The sequence below is a fragment of the Prevotella sp. C0209C1 genome, from assembly GCF_056583855.1.
This window is the reverse complement of the sequence record NZ_JBWPJP010000005.1, coordinates 78,054-96,675: the sequence shown is the minus strand read 5'-3', so window position 1 is coordinate 96,675 and position 18,622 is coordinate 78,054. Positions and strand designations below refer to the sequence as shown.

The window sequence follows — 18,622 nt, the reverse complement described above, 5'->3', positions numbered from 1 at the left end:
ATTACTAAGAATATGCTATAATTAGCCTAAAGAAGAGTACTTTTTTACTTTATTTTTGAGAGCAGCCACTTCGGCTTAACATTTGTTGTTAATATATATATAGTAGAGGGCTAATATAAGGGTATATGTTAAGAAAACACTAAAAAAACAAGTCATCTCGTTAGTTTTCATATTTTCATTATCTAAAAAGCCTACCAATCTTTTCTACCTTCTCACCGCCCTAAAATATATATTTTAGTTTGAATAAAACAAATAATGAATGAAAAATAAGCAAAAATCATAATAAATGAGGATTGCATAACACAAAGTAAAATCATAACAAATAGGTATTGTCAGATTAAAAACTTAGCTTTAACTTTGCAAGAAATTAAGTTAATTTATTTTTGAATATGAAAAGTTTTAAAAATGTAATTGTGCCAGTAATGGCATTTTTTGTAATGGGACTTACCTCATGTAGCAACAATGAAGATGCGGCTACATACAGTGCAAACGCTCTAAAAAACACAGAGTTGATGAACATTCTGAAGCAAAAAGGCTATCAGTTTGATAAAGATGGGAAGTTAGAGCTAAACGATTTAGCAAACAACACCACTTCTCTTGACCTTAGTGGCACTAAGCTAAAGGATATTAGTGGTTTAGATATCTTTCCTAACTTAAAAGAAGTAAAGTTATCTAATAATGGTTATGGTCCTGTATTCGACTTTAACAAATTGCCAAAACAAATTACTTCTGTAGACTTGACAGGTAACAAGATATACGATTTTGAAGGTTTGGTAAATGCTAAATTGGAAAATGATGAGCTAAAAACAACTGTTCTACACAATTTTACAAAACTTTATTTACCTGCTACAGCAAAATATAATGTAGAAGACTTAATGCCTTTCTATAAAGAAAAAGGCAAAGAAGCTGATATACAGATAGCTGATGCTGATGGGAAATTACAGAAATATAACACTATAAGAAATATTCCTGATCCTGTTTTCAGGAGTTATATAAAAAAAATATATCCAAGCATGTTTATAGATGATAGTAATATAGACTTTTCTAAACAACCATCTCTTAGCGATAATGGAAAAAATATCACGCTTTATATGCCTAATGACATAAAAGGATTAGAATCTATAGAAGGTTTTGAATATTTCGTAAATAATCCTTATTTACAAAAGATGGTTGTAGCAGCAATGGGAGAAGGCTCTTATAAGATAGGTCATTTGATGCCACGAGAAAATATAAAAGGTTTAATGCTTAGCAATACAGAAATAGAGGAAGGAATAGATCTTTCAAAAGCTAAAAATCTTGGCAACCTAACTATAAGTAAATGCTCAAGTATTACAACGCTTGATCTATCACAGACTAAGATTTGCAATCAAGAAATAAAAGATTTTGATGTTTTTGTTTCCAATTGTTTAAATATTACACATTGCCCTAACTTAGAAGCTATAATATTCCCTAACCCATCAACAGACTGTATTGCAAACATCATTTTGGGAGACTTACCTAAACTTAAAAAAGTTGATTTAAGTATGATTAAAGCTACTGAAGAAATAGCATTATTCTTAGATAATACAGAAATAAAATATCCTGAACTTAAAAATTATTTCAGCAGCGCAGAAAATAAGAAAAAAGAATTAACAACAGACCAAGAAAAAGTTTCTGTAACAGTTTCTAAGAAAATGCTTGATACTGATTCTTTTAAAGAATTTATCAAAAAGTATGGAAAATATTGTAATGATGGATATATGTCGTACCAAAAAGAATTTGATGCTGGTAATTGGTTAAAACCTTCTGATATTGAAGAATAAAACTAACGTTTTTTACTTTATTTTACACACTTAACAAAATTAATTATGAAAAAGATCATTTTTATTTGCATAATGCTTCTAAGCACGGTAATGACTATATCAGCACAACAGGATATAAAGGGGGACTACTTAGGTAAATTTACACGCATTTACATGAATGGTGAAAAGTCTGTGCCTGATAATCCGGTTATAACTAATGTATTACACCCAAACTCTTTAATTAGTCTTCACATAGAGCCTTTCCAATTAGGTAAGATGCCTGGTAGTATTGAGCTTGATGCAACTAATATTAAGATAAACCCAGATGGTAGTTTTAATCAGACTGTTTACAATGCTATTAAGCTAACAATATTAAGAAAAGTTAGTAATTTCAATGCTGTTGTTACTGGAAATATAAAAAATAATGTTCTTACATATAAAATAGAAAGTCTAAATGCTTTTTATTTGGGATTTTCGTTCACAGCAATTGTAGAATTTCAAGGGGTAAAAATAAATAAAGAAAAATAAAGTAATATTTAAAACTATATATAATATATTTTGGGAAAAATAAAATATTTACTTTTTTTTAGTGTATTCTTTCTGCTCTCATCATGTCATTCTGATGAGAGCCTTGAAAGGAAACCTGTAAAAGAAGAACTGTTGACAGAAGCAAAGAGCTTTTTAAATGGCGATTTTGTACTAAGCACCAAAGCTACGATGAATGGAATAGATAAAACTTTACTCCCATCTGGGTGCCCTACAAAATTCCATTTTAGTTGGGATTCAACAGATAAGAACATACTTACTATTAAGTTAGATAAATTTACTGTTGGAAAAATGCCTTTTGTCGTAACCTTTGCCTGCAATACAGAAATAATGCAGCTTAATTCTTTTGAAAAAGATGAATATAAAGGTAATAGCTGGATAAAATTTAAAGGCGAGAATGGTTATGTTATAGCCGATGATGGTAAAAGTAATGAAACGGCAAAAGGAAGTTTAGTAAAAGGATACTATAATGTAAAAACTCATGAGATAAACTTCATTGTAGACTATAATATGATGAATGTACGTTCAGAATGTTTCTTACAAACTATAGATAAGAATCGTATAAATAACTACACGGCAGAGTTTAAAAAATACGAGGAAGATCTGAAAGCCTACAAAAAAGACCATGGTTTGCAATAAGTATTTTTTGATATAAATAAAAAAAGGAAATGAGAGGCTTTAAAGTTCTTTCATTTCCTTTTTAACAAAAAAAAGAATATGATGCATAAGAAAAGACTTTTATTATCTTTCCTTTGCCTATTTATAATGCTATCAATACAAGCACAGCGGCAAGTAAAGATAACTATACTTGACAAGGATACGCAGCAACCTTTAGTAGGAGCCACCGTACAATATGCTATAAGAAAAGATCTTAAAGGTTACCTACAAACTGTTACAGACATTGATGGCAATGCTATATTAAAAGCTGAAAAGGGAAAAGGTGTATTTTATAACATCTTAGCTGCAGGCTTTATTCCTATAAAAGGTTACGCAGCACCACAAGAAAACAATATAAATATAGTTATGCGTGAAGACGTGTTACACCTAAATGATGTTGTTGTAACAGGTTCACGAACAGAACGCCCCATTAAGCTCTCTCCCATAACAACGCAGGTCTTAGGAGGAAAGAACCTCGTAGATGCAGGATATAGCGATCTACAACATGCCTTGCAACAAGAAACACCAGGACTGAATATTCAGAAAGTAGGGTTTGGTAACGAAATATCAATGCAAGGTTTAGATGCACGGCATGTTCTCTTTTTGCAAGATGGCGAACGCATGACAGGCGACATGGCAGGCAATTTAGATTATGAACGCTTTAATCTACATGCTATAGACCGTATAGAGATAGTAAAAGGTGCAAGCTCTACTCTTTATGGTAGCAGAGCTTCAGGAGCTGTAATTAATCTTATATCAAAAAAAACTAATAAGCCTTTAGATATTCAAGCAGGACTACGTTGGGCACAAATGAACGAACGTAATTATAAAAAGCCACACCCAAAAGACTTTCTATATATGTTTGAGAAAAATTCCGATCGTCCAAATCTACAAGGATGGCTATCAGCAGGATTTAAGAAAGGTATTTTTACCTCTCAAACCGATGTATGGTATAGTGAGAGTGATGCTTTTTATCTTTATCAAGCAGAAAAAGATAAAAAAGTCTATACGAAAGAGGCAAATCCATTCTTGCCGCATGATATTATTTTAACAAGTATTGCTAAACGCTCACCTATGGGTATTGAAGGTACTGAACATATATCAGCAGCACAAAAGATATATATCGAACCATGTAAAGACTTTTCAGCACAGATTTATGGCTCTATGTTTTTTATGAATTCATACGATTTGATACAAGATATGAATTTTTCACAAAGTCGTGATTATATGACAGGTGTAAAACTAAAATATGATGTAAAGGATTGGTTCACTATAAAACTAAGTTTGCACGCTGACTTTTATGACAGATTTAAACGCCACGAACGTAAAGACATGCGCAAAAAAGTGTACGAAAGCAAGATATTTCAGCCACGATTATCCATTATATCGAATTATTTTGACAAACATAGTATCACCTTTGGTATAGAACATACCAGTGATGAGCTTACTAGCGACAGGTTTGTTAATAGAAAAATGACCACCCGTGCACTTAAAGAAACAGAATATTTCCTGCAAGATGAATGGACTATAAACAACAAATGGATGTCATCATTAGGGATACGTACTAACTTTTCAAAAGCATTCGGATTTATGTATATGCCTAAAATAGCTGTAAAATATTCTCCTAATGATAATTGGGCTATACGTACCACCTACTCTATAGGTTATAGAGCTCCAAGTATTAAAGAGCTATTTTTTAATTGGGACCACTTGGGTATGTTTCAAATTAGAGGTAATGAAGAGTTAAAACCTGAAAAAAATCATTATGTTTCAATAGGAGCTGAATATAGTAACAACAACTTTTTTATAAATATTAATACATATGGTAATTTTTTCAGAAAGAAAATAGAAGGTGTTTGGCGTATTTATGATATGCAATATAACTTTGAATATACTAATCTTAACAATCAAAACATCATAGGATTAGAAGGTATCTTAAAATGGCATTTCTTAAATGCATTTACTTTAAACGCTACATACAGCTATGTTAATGTAGGCAAAGAAGAAGGTGTACATATAAACACAACATCACCACATGCTGCTACTGGAAGTATTGATTATATACTAAACAGACCTAATTATCGCTTAAAAACTATTTTTAGTGCTTCCTTTATGGGTGAGAAAAACTTTGATATTCAAGACCGAGTATGGGTAGAAGAACATAAAAAAAGCTATGATGCTTATTTTAGATGTAAGCTACCTTCCTATATTATGTGCAACTTATCTGTAGTGCAAACTTTATATAATAAGGTGAAAATTACTATAGGAGTGGATAATATTTTTAATTATATACCAAAGACATTAGGTTCTGGTGTTACAATGTTTAATATCCCGGCTACAAGTGGAGCAAAAGGATATATACAATTAGAATTTTTAGTAGATGATATAATAAACTCGTTAAAACGTAAAATATGAAACGATATATTTTAGAGATACTCACAATACTCTATACTATGTTTTTTGCATCTTGTGTAAAATATGATGCTGAACCATTTACAGGGCATGTCCTTCCGAGAGTAACAGGATATATAACAGAAGTAACCAACGACTGGATGTATTTCAATTTACGCACAGGAAAAATTTTTAACAGAAATAAGCCTAATGAGGATATCAAAGAAGGTGAACAGAAAAACAGATTAGATTGGGATATAGCTTTCTGCGGCTACCGTCTACGAACAAATAGCGGAACTTCAGGTAACGGTAAAGGTGGTGCAGCCGATCTTGGTAATAGTGGTTACAATACTTGGGAAACAGTAAACCAACTGCCCAAAAACTTACAATGGGCTGTGGACGATCATTCTATATATATTACAATGTCAAAAACCGATTGGAACAAGTATCTAATTAAGAACAAACTCGACTTTAAAGAAAACCCTTGGTTTGATCCTAATAATGGCCCTAAGGTAACACTAACCGATGCAAACCCCATTCTTGCAGAGGCTCTCACTTTCACAGGTCCACCACCTGTGTATTCACCCTCTTTCCATACATATGTTATACGCACAGCTGATGGACAGCATTATTTTAAATTACAAATAGTTAGTTGGTATAAAACAAATACAGAAATAGGAGATACCGGCGGAGAAATTAGTTATTACTTAGATGAATTAAAATAAAATGGAACATAAAAAACAAAAAAGATATTGGTGGCGCACATTTGCATCTTTCCTCTTAGTGCTTTTTACAATGCCTTTAGGTCATGCTTTAATGATCTTAATGGAAAAATTTATGAGTCAAGAATCTATGCACATCGCTGGATTTATGATGGGATTAGTAGGACTAATTATAGTAATAATAGGTGTATTTGTAAAAGGTGATACACGGCAAACTTTATGGGGACTATTTGGCGGACTACTCTTTTGGACGGGTTGGGTAGAATTCCTTTTTCTATATTACGCCAGACGTTATGGCGTTCAGCCAGAAATAGAAAATGGTGTAGTAGTTACTAAGCCTGAATATCTTATAATGCCTGCATCGTTTGGACTATGGATGATGGTTATGACAATGTACATATTTAGTACAAAAAATGGCTGCGACTTTATTACATGGATTCAGAAAATAGCTTTTCGTAGCAAAAGAAAAGTAATAGCCATGCAACCTATGACACGACATACCAGCATAGTAACTTTTATGGAGATAAATATGATCTTATGGGGACTTTATTTATTATTAATGTTTTGCTATGATAAAAACTTTTTAGGAGATCATAATCCTATAACGTTTCTTATAGGTATAGGTTGTTTCGTGGGCTCTATATTCATGCTGCGACACCAACTACACATTGCTGCATGGGGAGCTAATATACGTATGGCTATTGCTACAGTAATAGTGTTTTGGACTCCTGTAGAAATTCTTGGACGCATAAATTTCTTTAAAGAATTTTGGATAGAGCCTGAAAAATATGTATGGCAAATGATAATTATCCTTATAGTGTTTCTTTCACTTGGCGTTTACCTTTGGATAAAAAGCAAGCAAAGAAAGAAATATAAATAATTATTATATAATTTTTTTTTTAATAAAAGTAAGGGCTTATACCTATTATATAGAGAGTATAAGCCCTTTTAGTAGTTTTATTACTATCCTATAAAACTCAAGAAAAAGGATAGTAATATTCTAATACATATTATATCGACTTAAAGCCCTTTGTACTATTGTTAGCTAAAATATCTTTTAAGCTCATTTCCTTACCGCCATGAGCTTCAAAAGCTTCAAGCATTTCTTCTTCACCTTCGGCTTCCTTTTCTGAATGAAAGAACTTCACTGTTTTATTTTTCAACTCTGCTACCCCCCACCCTATCAAAGCTAATAAGAGTAAAGCAACAAGTCCAAATATAGGAGTAATCATATCGTTTTTGTTTTTTTATTTTAATACAAAAGTACATTAACTTTTTATAAGCACCAAATTTTCGATTAGTTTTAAGTATCTTTGCAATAAATATAAAGCATAAAGATACTACTCTTAATAAATAATGACTCGCGAAGAAAGATATAAAATAGTAATGGACTACTTCCGCTCACACGTAGGAGAAGTTACTACCGAGCTAATATTTGGATCTGCTTTCCAGCTTCTATGCGCTACCCTATTATCTGCTCAATGCACAGATAAACGTATAAATGCAATAACGCCAGCTTTATTTTTACATTATCCTAATGCAAAAATCATGGCTAAAGCAAAAATAGAAGAAATATACGAATATATAAAAAGTGTATCATACCCAAATGCTAAAGCTAAACATCTAGTAGAAATGGCTCAAATGCTAACAAATAGCTATGATGGCGAAGTGCCATCTGACCCTAACGAACTAATTAAGCTGCCTGGCGTAGGACGTAAAACTGCTAACGTTGTACAAGCTGTATGGTTCGGAAAGCCTACCTTAGCCGTTGATACCCATGTCTACAGAGTAAGTCATCGCTTAGGATTAGTACCAAAAGACGCTAACTCGCCACGCAAAGTAGAAGATTATCTTATGAAACATATAGATAAAAAAGAGGTTACAAACGCACACCATTGGATATTATTACATGGTAGATATATCTGTAAAAGCATACGTCCATTATGCACTAAATGTCCTTTCGATATATTTTGTCCAAAACTTTTAGATAACAGCAAACTAAGATAAACCCTATGGATATTAAAAGAATACAAACATTCCTTAATGGTATTAATATTAATAATAATAGAGAATGGTTCCAAGAACACAAAACAGAGTACGACATAGTAAGAGCCGATTTTGAGCAAAGTGTTTTCAAACTTATCACTGCTATATCAAAATTTGATTTAGAAATAGCTCACCTTGTTCCTAAAGATTGCACGTATCGTTTTTATAGAGATATAAGATTTTCACCAGATAAAAGTCCTTATAAACGCCATTTAGGAGCATATATCTGCGCAAAAGGACGAAAATCTCTACGTGGAGGTTACTATTTACATCTCCAACCGGGTAATAATATCATTGCTGTAGGCTGTTATTATCTACCTACAAACATACTAACATCTTGTCGTAATGAGATTATTGTAAATATTGAAGAATGGCTAAAAAACGTAGAAAATAACAATTTCATTTCTACTTTTGGTAAGGTAGGAGAAGGAAAATGGGACGGGAAAAATACAGCTTCTGATAAAGGATTTGGTTTAGATTTTTTAAAAACATGTCCTAAGGGGTTCCCAAAAGACTATCAATACATAAAATATCTTCGCATGAAAGATTATTGCTGTTGGCTAAAACTAACTGACGACTTCTTCTTACAACCTAATTGGGAAGACCAGCTTGCAAATATATGTAAAATAGGAAAACCTATGATGGACATGATTAATTCTGTTGTAGATGATTATGAATAATATTTATAAAAAAAGCAAAGCATTAAAAACGTTATATCTTATGTTAAGATGACGTCTTTGTAAATATAAAGAGAAAATATAACATATTATTATCTCTCAAAATATTTTTTAGCTGCTTTTGCTATACTTTATCTAATCTAACATCAGCATCTAAACTCTCCTTTAGCAAATCAGTAACAGTACGAGAGATATTATAAAGAATAGTAAGATTTTGCTGATTAGTTTGCTTTGCACGTTGTTTTAATAATACGTTCCATTTTTTAGCTTCCGAAAACTGTAAAGCAGATGTATGTATATTAGCAGATGTATGTAAATTATTCCTTACTTGCTCGATAACAGCAGTTATATGCTTACATATATCTATATCTTCTTGTGGTAATTGTTTATCATAGTAATGGGCACCTAAAGCCGATACATATGATAATAAGGAGTGGTGAAGATAGGTTAAAATATATGCCTTTTGTTGTAATAATCGCTTCTTCTTAGGTTCTACACCCATTCCTTGCCATGCCATAGCAAGCGCATTATCAGCATAATGTGCAGCACGACGATTATGGTAATATACTGTACCTTGCACATTTGTTGCATATATAGTATAAAAATATCTACCTGTTTTCGTGAGAGCTTCATCAAGATATTGTGGTATATGTCTATACTGCCAGTCAGGCCATAAAAAGCGAACACTTATAAAAGAAATTACAGATCCTATTAAAGTATATAACAACCTATACCCTGCCAAACTTATCTGATAACCACCTTGCAGATTAAAAGAGCCTATGACAAATGTAGATATAAATATTACTGCTATAGTATATCGCTTTCTTACCCAATAAAAAAAAGTAAAGATAGAACCTAATGTAACTAAAATTTGTCCCTCAATAGAAGGTAAAAGTTTGGCAAAGACCGCACCTAACAATACCCCAAAAAAAGTCCCAAAAATGCGTTCAGGAAGACGTCTACGAGTGGCAACATAGTCGCGCTGGCATACAAAAACTGTAGTAAGAATAATCCACACCCCTTTCTCTAAATGGAATATTTCCATTAAAATATAACCTAAAAGCATACATAACGATAAACGTAAAGCATGGCGGAAACGTAAATTGTCTATACTAAACAATGAGCGCAACCTTTCTATAAATGGGGCTGGCTTATACTGTAAGTCGTCAAGTGGAATCTTATAACCAATAGATGTATCTTGTAAAGAAATAAGTAAAGACTGTATATGTTCTAAGTTGTTATAAAGTAGTGATAGAGAATTATATTCAGGATCACTCTTGCTCTGCTCTAATTGCATCTTAACCATGTCATGTGTCCAACTCAATGAGGTTGGTAAAACAAAGTTTTTATCTAATAACACGTTAGACCCAAAACGCTTTATAGTCTGTGCTTGTACTTTCATATATTGCCCAAAACCTTCTAAAAGTAGAACATTCTTACAACGTTTACTCAAAACATCATAACGCTGATGAGTAGAAGTAGCACGTTCGTGAAGCTGCTGAAGGATAATCCACTGTCTATAATAAGGTGAAACACCGTCTAAAGACTTTCCCTCCAAAACATTAAGAAAATTATAAAGTACATTCTTAAACTTATCTACTCCTTCGCCTACAGCTATATTTTTACTTGCTAAACGTGGCTGCATATACTTATAGTCATATTTTGTACATGGGAAAAGAGAGGCTTTTAATAATAAATATTCGCCAAGACTTGAATATCCTGAAGTAAGCTGCTCTTTAAGTAAACGATAGGGACGAAAAGATAAAAGTAGTAAAGATATGCTGCCATACATTAATCCACCAAGTGGTAAAAGAATAGGTTGATAATACCAAGGACGAAAACCTAAACCTAACATAGCATATACCCCAACAAGTAATGCTCCAAAAGTAACCCCTTGAAAACGTGAACCTAATCCTCCTAAAAGAATAAGAATAAACGTAGTAATAGCCATAGTTGGACCATAGACCCATGGATAATTATGAAGAAGCTCTACGCTTGTACTCATAACAACAAAACTTATAATAGTTATAACCAAACTATATCGCCTACCACGAGGGTGATCATCGCTTTCAGCAAGAGCAGCTCCTACAGAGCCTAACCCTAATGTACAACCTATAAAAGGGTCGCCTAATAGGCAGCATGGAATAATCATTATAGCTATAGCCACAGTTACCTTTAAAGCCCAAAGGCTGTCTGGAACAGTCCAAAAGTAAGATACCCACAGATGCTTTGCCTGCTTAATCAAAGGGAATAAACTGGCATAAGATAATCTGAAAACTTTCATTTATAATACAATCTTTAAAGCATAATAAAAGAATTATATATTTATAATTCCTACTTGTTGTGCAAATTTACACAAAAACAATAGTATATAAGTATGAGGAAAGTAAAAAAAACTAAAGATAGCTTAGAGATAACTTTATTATATTTCTATCTAACAAAAAAAAATATACTTTCTTTAAATATTTATATAAAAGTGAAAGCTAAGTAGTATAAAGATATATCCTACATGCCCTCACTTATTTAATACACAAAAGAAACGAAAATAACTTAATATTTTAATAGTCCTATAAATAATAACTAATTAATATTCTTTTAATCATATTTATGCCATATAATAATATTTACTTACCATCTATTGGAAATAATCCAAAAAGGCGATCGTCTATCATATCTGTAATACGCTTAAAATCCTTTGGATTATCCTGAAAGTCTGTTGTATCACCATCTACTATAATTAAATGCCCTTTATAATCTTTTATCCAATCTTCATAACGCCTGTTTAATCCCTTTAGATAATCTATACGCATAGCTTGCTCATATTCACGCCCTCGTTGCTGAATATGGTCAATTAAGCGAGGAATGGAACAGCGTATATAAATAAGTAAATCTGGTATCTTCACTAAAGACATCATCAAATCGAAAAGATGTGAGTAATTATTGAAGTCACGATCACTCATAAGCCCCATCTCATGAAGATTAGGTGCAAAGATAAAGATGCGAGCATCTTCAAATATTGTGCGATCCTGAACAATAGTATCATTGCTCTTAGATATTTCTACGACATCGCAAAAACGTTTGTTCAGAAAGTATATTTGAAGATTAAAAGCCCAGCGTTTCATATCTTTATAATAAATCTTCAAGATAAGGATTATTATCTACTGGCTCAAAATGAGCTTTCCAACCATAACGTTTTGCGAGCATCTTGGTGAGTGTTGTCTTTCCTGCACCAATATTTCCTGCGATAGCTATATGCATTTATATATATCTGATTTAATATCAATCACTTTTTAAAACAAGCCAAAAAGCTCTCTGTCTATTTTATCTGTAATCACTCCAAAGTCTTTTGGATTATGCTGATAATCTAACTTATCAGCATCTATAACTAAAACCTTACCCTTATATTTTTTCATTATAAAGTCATCATAACGTTTATTTATATTTTCAAGATATCCCAAAGGCATTTTTTGTTCATAACTTCTGCCACGCTTCTCTATATTTGCCACGAGATGGCTCACTGATGAGCGTAGATAAATCATTAGATCTGGTATTTTTACTACATCTATTAAATCTTTAAACAGTTCCATATATGTTTCAAAATCTCTATCATCCAGATTCCCCATAGCATAATTGTTTGCAGTAAAAACATATACACCTTCATATATAGAGCGATCTTGTACTACATGCTTATCACACTTACTTATCTCTAATAAGTCCTTAAAACGCTCTTTAAGAAAGAAAATTTCCATAGGGAATGACCATCTTTTAAGATCTTTATAATAATCTTCAAGATAAGGATTATAATCCACTGATTCAAAACGAGGCAACCAATTATACTTTTTGGCTAACATCTTTGTAAGAGTAGTCTTCCCACTTCCTATATTTCCTGCTATTGCAATATGCATGCTTATTTTATCGCTTTTTGATGTTTTAATGTTCGTGGTTTACCTAAACATCCATCAGGCATTTGTATATGAAGTAAAGCACAAATTGTAGGTGCTATATCTTCTATACCTATAGCTTCAGTATCCTCTCCTTGTGGTATATTATATCCATAAAGAAGGAATGGTATATGAGTATCATAAGGGAAAGGTTGTCCATGCTGTGTACCTCGATAAGATGGTACATCTTTAGCTCCAAACACCTGAGGACGAGTTACAATACCTATCTCACCAGAACGATCGCGGAAATAACCATTAACCAAACGTTCTTTCAAAACTGTAGGCATAGTAATCTGTGCCAACTTATTATAATCAAAAGCATACATAATAAGTGAATCATGCTTTAAAAACTCTACCGACTCATCTATAACATCTTCTTTTTTCAATCCAGCTTTTGCTATTATAGAGTCATTTAAAAAGAACTGATAATTATCTTCCCCCATTACAGGTGCAACACCAAACTTAGTTTTAAGATGTGTGTTAAGTTTTTTAGTTGATGTTTCCCAATCCCAACCACCTGCTGGTATCTTATTTTCTCGCAGATAATTAAAATTATGAGCTGCTCCATGATCAGCTGTTAAAAAGATAAGATAATTACCACTCCCTATGTTCTTATCTAAATAGGTAAGAAAATCAGCAATATCTTTATCTAATTGCATATAAACTTGCTTATTTTCTTTACCTCGTGTAGAATATTTGTGTCCTATTGCATCAGTAGAAGAAACACTAACCGTTAACATATCTGTAGCCCCATTACTACCTAACCTATAATTATTAATAACTGCTTTAGCCATATCAAAGGTCATTGTTACCCCTTCTGTAGATGTCTTTATATCATAACCTGAAGGCTTACTATGTGTAGCATTAAAGGCTATAAGCCATTCTGGTAATTTTCCCATATAATAAGTAGATGAAATAAAATGCCCAGCTTTTGTTCCCCACCAAAAGGCAGCGTTGGCAGAATGTCCTGCTGGTAAAATTGCTGCACGATCTTTTAGTGATACACCAAAAACACGTGAACGAAAATCAGTAGAAACACGAAGCTCATCTCCTATAGTAGTGGTTAGCATTCGTCGAGGACTCATCTTTCCTTCTTTACCTGTACTACCAACACCTTGTACATTGTCATCTTCACAGCAATATACTAATTTGTCTTTTTGCCAAAAGTAATTACCTGCTATACCATGAATAGCAGGTACTGTTCCTGTAAATATAGAAGAATGCCCTACTGCTGTAACTGCAGGAGAATAGCTTATCTGTGTGTTTGCAAAGCTATACCCATTATCTAATAATCGTCTTAAGCCATTATTACAATAGTCGGTGTAATAGTAATAAAGGTAATCCCATCTCATTTGATCTACTACTAATCCTATCACTAATTTTGGTCGTTGCACTTTAGAGGCAAATACATTTGTCTGAAGAATTAGTCCAAACAAAAGAATAGTAAATATTTTCTTCATAATTTTAGTTATTAATTGTGATGCAAACTTACTAATTTTTTTCGTTATATAGCTTCTATTAGCAACCAAATATTTAAAGCAGATACAAGTGTTGCTAAAAAATATAATAATATAGTAGTACTTTTTTCATTTACATATTTTCCCATTACATGCTTAGACGAAGTTAGACTTACCTGTAAAAACATTGTAAAAGGTAGCTGAATAGATAAAATCATCTGTGATATTATCAGTCCTTTAAAAGGATTACCTATAAAGAAAATCATTAATAAAGCAATACCTAACGAAAGTAAAACACCTATTATAGAATGTATATCTTTTACATTATATGGTTCACTAAATAATCCTGAAAAGATACTACCTCCTGCCATACCACTGGTTATAGTACTTGATACGCCTGCTAATAACAAGGCTATAGCAAAAATATTTGCAGCATTATTACCAAGTAATGGTGTGAGAAGTGCTTGTGCTTGTGCCAACTCATTAATATGACTACCATGAGTGTAAAAAGTACTAGCAGCAAGTAGTATCATTGCAGAATTAATAGCCCAGCCCACTATCATCGAAAACAAAGTATCGCAAAACTCATATTTCAACATACGTTCTATGCGCTCATCACCTTTTATATTAATCTCACGACTCTGTACTATCTCTGAATGTAAAAACAAGTTATGAGGCATTACAACAGCACCTAACACACTCATTATTATCATAAGAGAACCCTGAGGAACGGAAGGCAAGAACGCACCTTTAAGAGCTTCTGGCCAAGGTATGTCTACTAAAAAAAGCTCATATAAAAAAGATAAACCTATCATTGATACAAAGCCTATAATAGCCTTTTCCATACGCTTATAACTATTAGTAAAAAGCATTATAAGTACTGCTATTGTAGTTAACAATGCCCCATTAGGAATACTTATACCAAAAAGCATTTGTAAAGCTATTGCACCACCTAAAATTTCTGCTAAAGAAGTAGATATACTCGCAAAAAAAGCACTTACCACAATAGGCTTTCCCAACCATTTTGGTGAATATTTCACTGCTGCCTCACTTAAGCATAAACCTGTTACAATACCTAAATGGGCTACATTATGTTGTAAAATAATGAGCATTATAGTAGATAGTGTTACTACCCATAATAAAGTGTAACCAAAATCAGAGCCTGCTGCAAAGTTACTAGCCCAATTACCAGGATCTATAAATCCTACTGTTACAAGCAGACCAGGGCCAATGTACTTAAAAATATCAATAGCTCCCAATACTCGTGGGTGGTTCTTTCTTCTTAATTCTTTAAATATATTCATACTATCAAATTTATACAAAGTAATTATTATTTATTATTTTTTATTCCTATATACTGCCCTACAGTATATCCCATTGTCCAAGCTGCTTGTAAATTAAATCCTCCTGTAACACCATCTACATCAAGGATTTCACCTGCAAAAAAAAGACCTGGACAACTCTTGCTCTCAAGTGTATTTTGATTTATCGACTTTAAACTTATACCACCACAAGTAACAAATTCGTCTTTATATGTACCTCTATCTATAATAGTATAAACATCGTTAGATAACACTTCTACTATCCTATTAAAACCTTTCTTACCTAATTCACTCCACAACCTTACTTGATCTAACCCTACTTTATTAATAATATATAGCCATAGTTTAGAAGTAAGATTAAAGGGGCGAATACTATTTAATTGCTTTTTTAGATTATCTTTAATTATTTTATGTATTGTAGCTTCTACTTCCTTGCGAGACCTATCTCCTACCCAACTAATGGCTATTTGTGCTTTATAATGATTTTCTTCTAAAAACCTAGCAGCATAAGACGAAAGTTTTAAAATAACAGGACCACTTACTCCCCAATGTGTAATAAGCAAATCTCCCACCGCATGTAGTTTTTTACCTTGTATGCTTACCACCACCTGAGGAACCACAGTACCCTTAAGTTTTAAGAATCTTTCTTCCTCTATTTTAAAAGAAAAAAGAGACGGAATAGGCTTTTCAATAGTATGTCCCAACATCTTTAGGTAATCTAACTGATGTGATATTGTAGCACCACCTGTAGTAATGGCTACTCTATTAAAAAAAATCTCTGAACGATCAACAAATGTAAGACAAAATAATCCATCATTATTCTGTTTTAACGATACTATTTGTTTATTTACAACGACTTTTATCCCTAACTTATTTGCTTCTGTTAAAAGTACTTCCATTATAGTACGAGAATCTTGAGATTTAGGAAAAACTCGCTGATCCTCTTGTATAATAAGAGGAACGCCATGTTTGCTAAACCAATGCATACAAGCTTTGTTGTCAAACAACTTGAAAAGGTGCTTCATCATCTTACTTCCTCGTGGATATACTTGTTTCATGTCTGTAACATGAATAAAAGTATTAGTAAGATTGCAACGCCCCCCTCCAGTAACCTTTACCTTTGCTAATACCTTATTACATTTCTCAAATATAGTTACATTAGCTTCTGGAAAGTTTTTTTTAGCTGTTATTGCAGTAAAAAAGCCTGCGGCTCCACCACCGACAACAGCTATATTAAGAGAATTATTCATCTATATTCATTTTTCTTCCACAAAGATAATATCAATTTGTATAAAAAACTATAAAATTTCATTTTTTTATTTCAAAAAGTATGTATTTACTTAAAGTAGTTTTCGTATATTTGCAGCAGATCTATAACTATAAAAGCCGTTTAAGGTTAACCTTTATATATATGGCTTTTATCTAAACATTTTATATAACTTATGAGAAAAGATACTACTATTTTTAATCTTATCGAAAAAGAACATCAACGCCAATTAAAAGGTATTGAGCTTATCGCATCAGAAAATTTTGTTAGTGATGAAGTAATGGCTGCTATGGGTTCATGTCTTACCAACAAATACGCAGAAGGGTATCCTGGAAAACGTTATTATGGTGGCTGTCAGGTAGTAGATGAAGTTGAAACACTTTGTATAGAACGTGTTAAAAAAGTGTTCGGTGCATGTTGGGCAAATGTACAGCCTCACTCTGGGGCACAGGCTAATCAAGCTGTTCTTTTAGCTGTTTTAAAACCAGGAGACTGCTTTATGGGTCTAGACCTTAACCATGGAGGACATCTCTCACATGGTAGTCCTGTAAATAACTCCGGAATCCTTTATCACCATATAGGTTATCAGCTTAATAAGGATACTGGACGTGTAGATTATGATAATCTTGAGCTTCTTGCTTATAAACATAAGCCTAAGCTGATAATAGCAGGAGCTTCTGCTTATAGTAGAGAGTGGGATTATACACGTATTCGCAAAGTGGCTAATGAGATAGGGGCTATCTTTATGGTTGATATGGCTCACCCTGCCGGCTTAATAGCTGCTGGCTTGCTTGAAAATCCTGTTAAATATGCCCATATTGTTACTACTACTACACATAAAACCCTTCGTGGACCACGTGGAGGAGTTATTATGATGGGGAAAGACTTTGATAATCCATGGGGGTATACCACTCCTAAAGGTGTAGTAAAAAAGATGTCTCAATTATTAGACTCCGCTGTCTTCCCAGGTAATCAAGGTGGTCCTTTAGAGCACGTTATTGCAGCCAAGGCTGTTGCCTTTGGTGAAATTCTTGAACCTAATTGGAAAAATTATGCTCTACAGGTAAAGAAAAATGCAGCTATCTTAGCAGAAGAGCTTATTAAGCGTGGATATGGAATAGTTTCTGGAGGTACTGATAATCATTCTATGCTACTTGATCTCCGCACAAAATATCCTGATCTTACGGGTAAGGTCGCAGAGAATGCACTTGTTGCTGCTGACATAACAGTTAATAAAAACATGGTGCCTTTCGACACAAGGTCAGCTTTCCAAACATCTGGTATACGTCTTGGCACTGCTGCTATTACTACTCGTGGTGCTAAAGAAGACTTAATGGTACTTATAGCAGAACTTATTGATAAAGTACTTTCTGATCCAGAAAATGAACAAACAATAACAAATGTTCGTTCTAAAGTAAATGAAACCATGAAGAAGTATCCTTTGTTCGCTTATTAAAAAAACATTTTAAGTATAATGGGCATTTGACTTCAAATGCCCATTATATATTTAATAATCTTTAAGAGATATTATTATACTAAGATAGTGCTATTGAGTCGTTGTATAAACAGCTTAAACAGAACTTCTCACTTCATTTCTCTTCTATGGGTACAGTGCCAATGCCATACAAATACAGATATATGTGGTCTTGATTGCGAATCTGCTGATAACAATTCTGTCAAGAAGCATCAAGAGATACTGTGCTTTCTCGCAGATTATTACCATGGCACTAATTATGCTCATATACTACATCGATTTTATTGCATTCATGGAAAATCTTGAGAAAAACATGGAATAATTTCCTTGCAAAGGAGATG

General features: G+C 32.9%; 15 protein-coding genes and 1 pseudogene. 9 read left to right on the top strand and 7 right to left on the bottom strand.

Annotated elements, in window-relative coordinates; all coding sequences use genetic code 11:
* Positions 1–389: 389 nt before the first annotated feature.
* The 6 genes from AC1DCD_RS02470 (at position 390) to AC1DCD_RS02445 (ending at position 6,977) form a co-directional block, all read left to right on the top strand.
* Entirely contained in the window at positions 390–1,802 is a 1,413-nt protein-coding gene (locus tag AC1DCD_RS02470) for a leucine-rich repeat domain-containing protein (protein WP_019036570.1), read from the top strand.
* 45 nt (positions 1,803–1,847) lie between these two features.
* A complete protein-coding gene (locus AC1DCD_RS02465) occupies positions 1,848–2,309 on the top strand; it encodes a hypothetical protein (RefSeq protein ID WP_464639950.1) in 462 nt (153 codons plus the stop codon).
* A gap of 30 nt (positions 2,310–2,339) precedes the next feature.
* Complete coding sequence (locus AC1DCD_RS02460) at positions 2,340–2,966, top strand: DUF4903 family protein (RefSeq protein WP_464639952.1); 627 nt, start codon at positions 2,340–2,342, stop codon at positions 2,964–2,966.
* Positions 2,967–3,047: 81 nt separating this feature from the next.
* Complete coding sequence (locus AC1DCD_RS02455; RefSeq protein ID WP_464640044.1) at positions 3,048–5,399, top strand: TonB-dependent receptor; 2,352 nt, start codon at positions 3,048–3,050, stop codon at positions 5,397–5,399.
* The gene (locus tag AC1DCD_RS02450) at positions 5,396–6,100 is read left to right on the top strand and encodes an HmuY family protein (protein WP_464639954.1); all 705 of its coding nucleotides are present in this window, start codon (positions 5,396–5,398) and stop codon (positions 6,098–6,100) included. Before AC1DCD_RS02455 ends, AC1DCD_RS02450 begins: the two co-directional genes overlap by 4 nt.
* Position 6,101: 1 nt before the next feature.
* Positions 6,102–6,977: a hypothetical protein gene (locus AC1DCD_RS02445; RefSeq protein WP_019036575.1), complete on the top strand. Its 876-nt coding sequence runs from the start codon at positions 6,102–6,104 to the stop codon at positions 6,975–6,977.
* A gap of 130 nt (positions 6,978–7,107) precedes the next feature.
* On the opposite strand, the gene AC1DCD_RS02440 is transcribed toward AC1DCD_RS02445, so the two are convergent.
* Positions 7,108–7,329: a hypothetical protein gene (locus AC1DCD_RS02440; protein ID WP_464639956.1), complete on the bottom strand. Its 222-nt coding sequence runs from the start codon at positions 7,327–7,329 to the stop codon at positions 7,108–7,110.
* A 124-nt stretch (positions 7,330–7,453) separates the two neighbouring features.
* Here AC1DCD_RS02440 and nth point away from each other — a divergent pair, with 124 nt between their 5' ends.
* Positions 7,454–8,104 carry an endonuclease III gene (gene nth / locus AC1DCD_RS02435; protein WP_464639958.1) on the top strand — a complete coding sequence of 217 codons (651 nt, stop codon included), beginning with the start codon at positions 7,454–7,456 and terminating at the stop codon, positions 8,102–8,104.
* Positions 8,105–8,109: 5 nt separating this feature from the next.
* Positions 8,110–8,823: a DUF2461 domain-containing protein gene (locus AC1DCD_RS02430; protein WP_464639960.1), complete on the top strand. Its 714-nt coding sequence runs from the start codon at positions 8,110–8,112 to the stop codon at positions 8,821–8,823.
* A 121-nt stretch (positions 8,824–8,944) separates the two neighbouring features.
* On the opposite strand, the gene AC1DCD_RS02425 is transcribed toward AC1DCD_RS02430, so the two are convergent.
* The 6 genes and pseudogenes from AC1DCD_RS02425 to AC1DCD_RS02400 form a co-directional block, all read right to left on the bottom strand.
* Entirely contained in the window at positions 8,945–11,104 is a 2,160-nt protein-coding gene (locus tag AC1DCD_RS02425) for an FUSC family membrane protein (RefSeq protein ID WP_464639962.1), read from the bottom strand.
* Between the two features lie 340 nt (positions 11,105–11,444).
* Positions 11,445–12,078: pseudogene (locus AC1DCD_RS02420) on the bottom strand (deoxynucleoside kinase).
* A gap of 32 nt (positions 12,079–12,110) precedes the next feature.
* Positions 12,111–12,725: a deoxynucleoside kinase gene (locus AC1DCD_RS02415; protein WP_464639964.1), complete on the bottom strand. Its 615-nt coding sequence runs from the start codon at positions 12,723–12,725 to the stop codon at positions 12,111–12,113.
* A 2-nt stretch (positions 12,726–12,727) separates the two neighbouring features.
* On the bottom strand, positions 12,728–14,221 hold the full coding sequence (locus tag AC1DCD_RS02410; protein WP_464639966.1) for an alkaline phosphatase family protein: 1,494 nt from the start codon (positions 14,219–14,221) through the stop codon (positions 12,728–12,730).
* A 44-nt stretch (positions 14,222–14,265) separates the two neighbouring features.
* A complete protein-coding gene (locus tag AC1DCD_RS02405) occupies positions 14,266–15,522 on the bottom strand; it encodes an Nramp family divalent metal transporter (protein ID WP_008448695.1) in 1,257 nt (418 codons plus the stop codon).
* 26 nt (positions 15,523–15,548) lie between these two features.
* A complete protein-coding gene (locus tag AC1DCD_RS02400; protein WP_464639968.1) occupies positions 15,549–16,790 on the bottom strand; it encodes a BaiN/RdsA family NAD(P)/FAD-dependent oxidoreductase in 1,242 nt (413 codons plus the stop codon).
* A 192-nt stretch (positions 16,791–16,982) separates the two neighbouring features.
* Here AC1DCD_RS02400 and glyA point away from each other — a divergent pair, with 192 nt between their 5' ends.
* Positions 16,983–18,263, top strand: coding sequence for a serine hydroxymethyltransferase (gene glyA, locus AC1DCD_RS02395; protein WP_464639970.1), 1,281 nt, complete (start codon positions 16,983–16,985; stop codon positions 18,261–18,263).
* The last annotated feature ends 359 nt before the right edge of the window (positions 18,264–18,622 follow it).

Bases quoted from the DNA above. Each gene is read 5' to 3' on its own strand.
- AC1DCD_RS02430 (WP_464639960.1), top strand. From the start codon at position 8,110: ATGGATATTAAAAGAATACAAACATTCCTTAATGGTATTAATATTAAT.
- AC1DCD_RS02470 (WP_019036570.1), top strand. From the start codon at position 390: ATGAAAAGTTTTAAAAATGTAATTGTGCCAGTAATGGCATTTTTTGTA.
- AC1DCD_RS02465 (WP_464639950.1), top strand. From the start codon at position 1,848: ATGAAAAAGATCATTTTTATTTGCATAATGCTTCTAAGCACGGTAATG.
- AC1DCD_RS02415 (WP_464639964.1), bottom strand. From the start codon at position 12,725: ATGCATATTGCAATAGCAGGAAATATAGGAAGTGGGAAGACTACTCTT.
- AC1DCD_RS02410 (WP_464639966.1), bottom strand. From the start codon at position 14,221: ATGAAGAAAATATTTACTATTCTTTTGTTTGGACTAATTCTTCAGACA.
- nth (WP_464639958.1), top strand. From the start codon at position 7,454: ATGACTCGCGAAGAAAGATATAAAATAGTAATGGACTACTTCCGCTCA.
- glyA (WP_464639970.1), top strand. From the start codon at position 16,983: ATGAGAAAAGATACTACTATTTTTAATCTTATCGAAAAAGAACATCAA.
- AC1DCD_RS02455 (WP_464640044.1), top strand. From the start codon at position 3,048: ATGCATAAGAAAAGACTTTTATTATCTTTCCTTTGCCTATTTATAATG.
- AC1DCD_RS02445 (WP_019036575.1), top strand. From the start codon at position 6,102: ATGGAACATAAAAAACAAAAAAGATATTGGTGGCGCACATTTGCATCT.
- AC1DCD_RS02405 (WP_008448695.1), bottom strand. From the start codon at position 15,522: ATGAATATATTTAAAGAATTAAGAAGAAAGAACCACCCACGAGTATTG.
- AC1DCD_RS02425 (WP_464639962.1), bottom strand. From the start codon at position 11,104: ATGAAAGTTTTCAGATTATCTTATGCCAGTTTATTCCCTTTGATTAAG.
- AC1DCD_RS02450 (WP_464639954.1), top strand. From the start codon at position 5,396: ATGAAACGATATATTTTAGAGATACTCACAATACTCTATACTATGTTT.
- AC1DCD_RS02440 (WP_464639956.1), bottom strand. From the start codon at position 7,329: ATGATTACTCCTATATTTGGACTTGTTGCTTTACTCTTATTAGCTTTG.
- AC1DCD_RS02400 (WP_464639968.1), bottom strand. From the start codon at position 16,790: ATGAATAATTCTCTTAATATAGCTGTTGTCGGTGGTGGAGCCGCAGGC.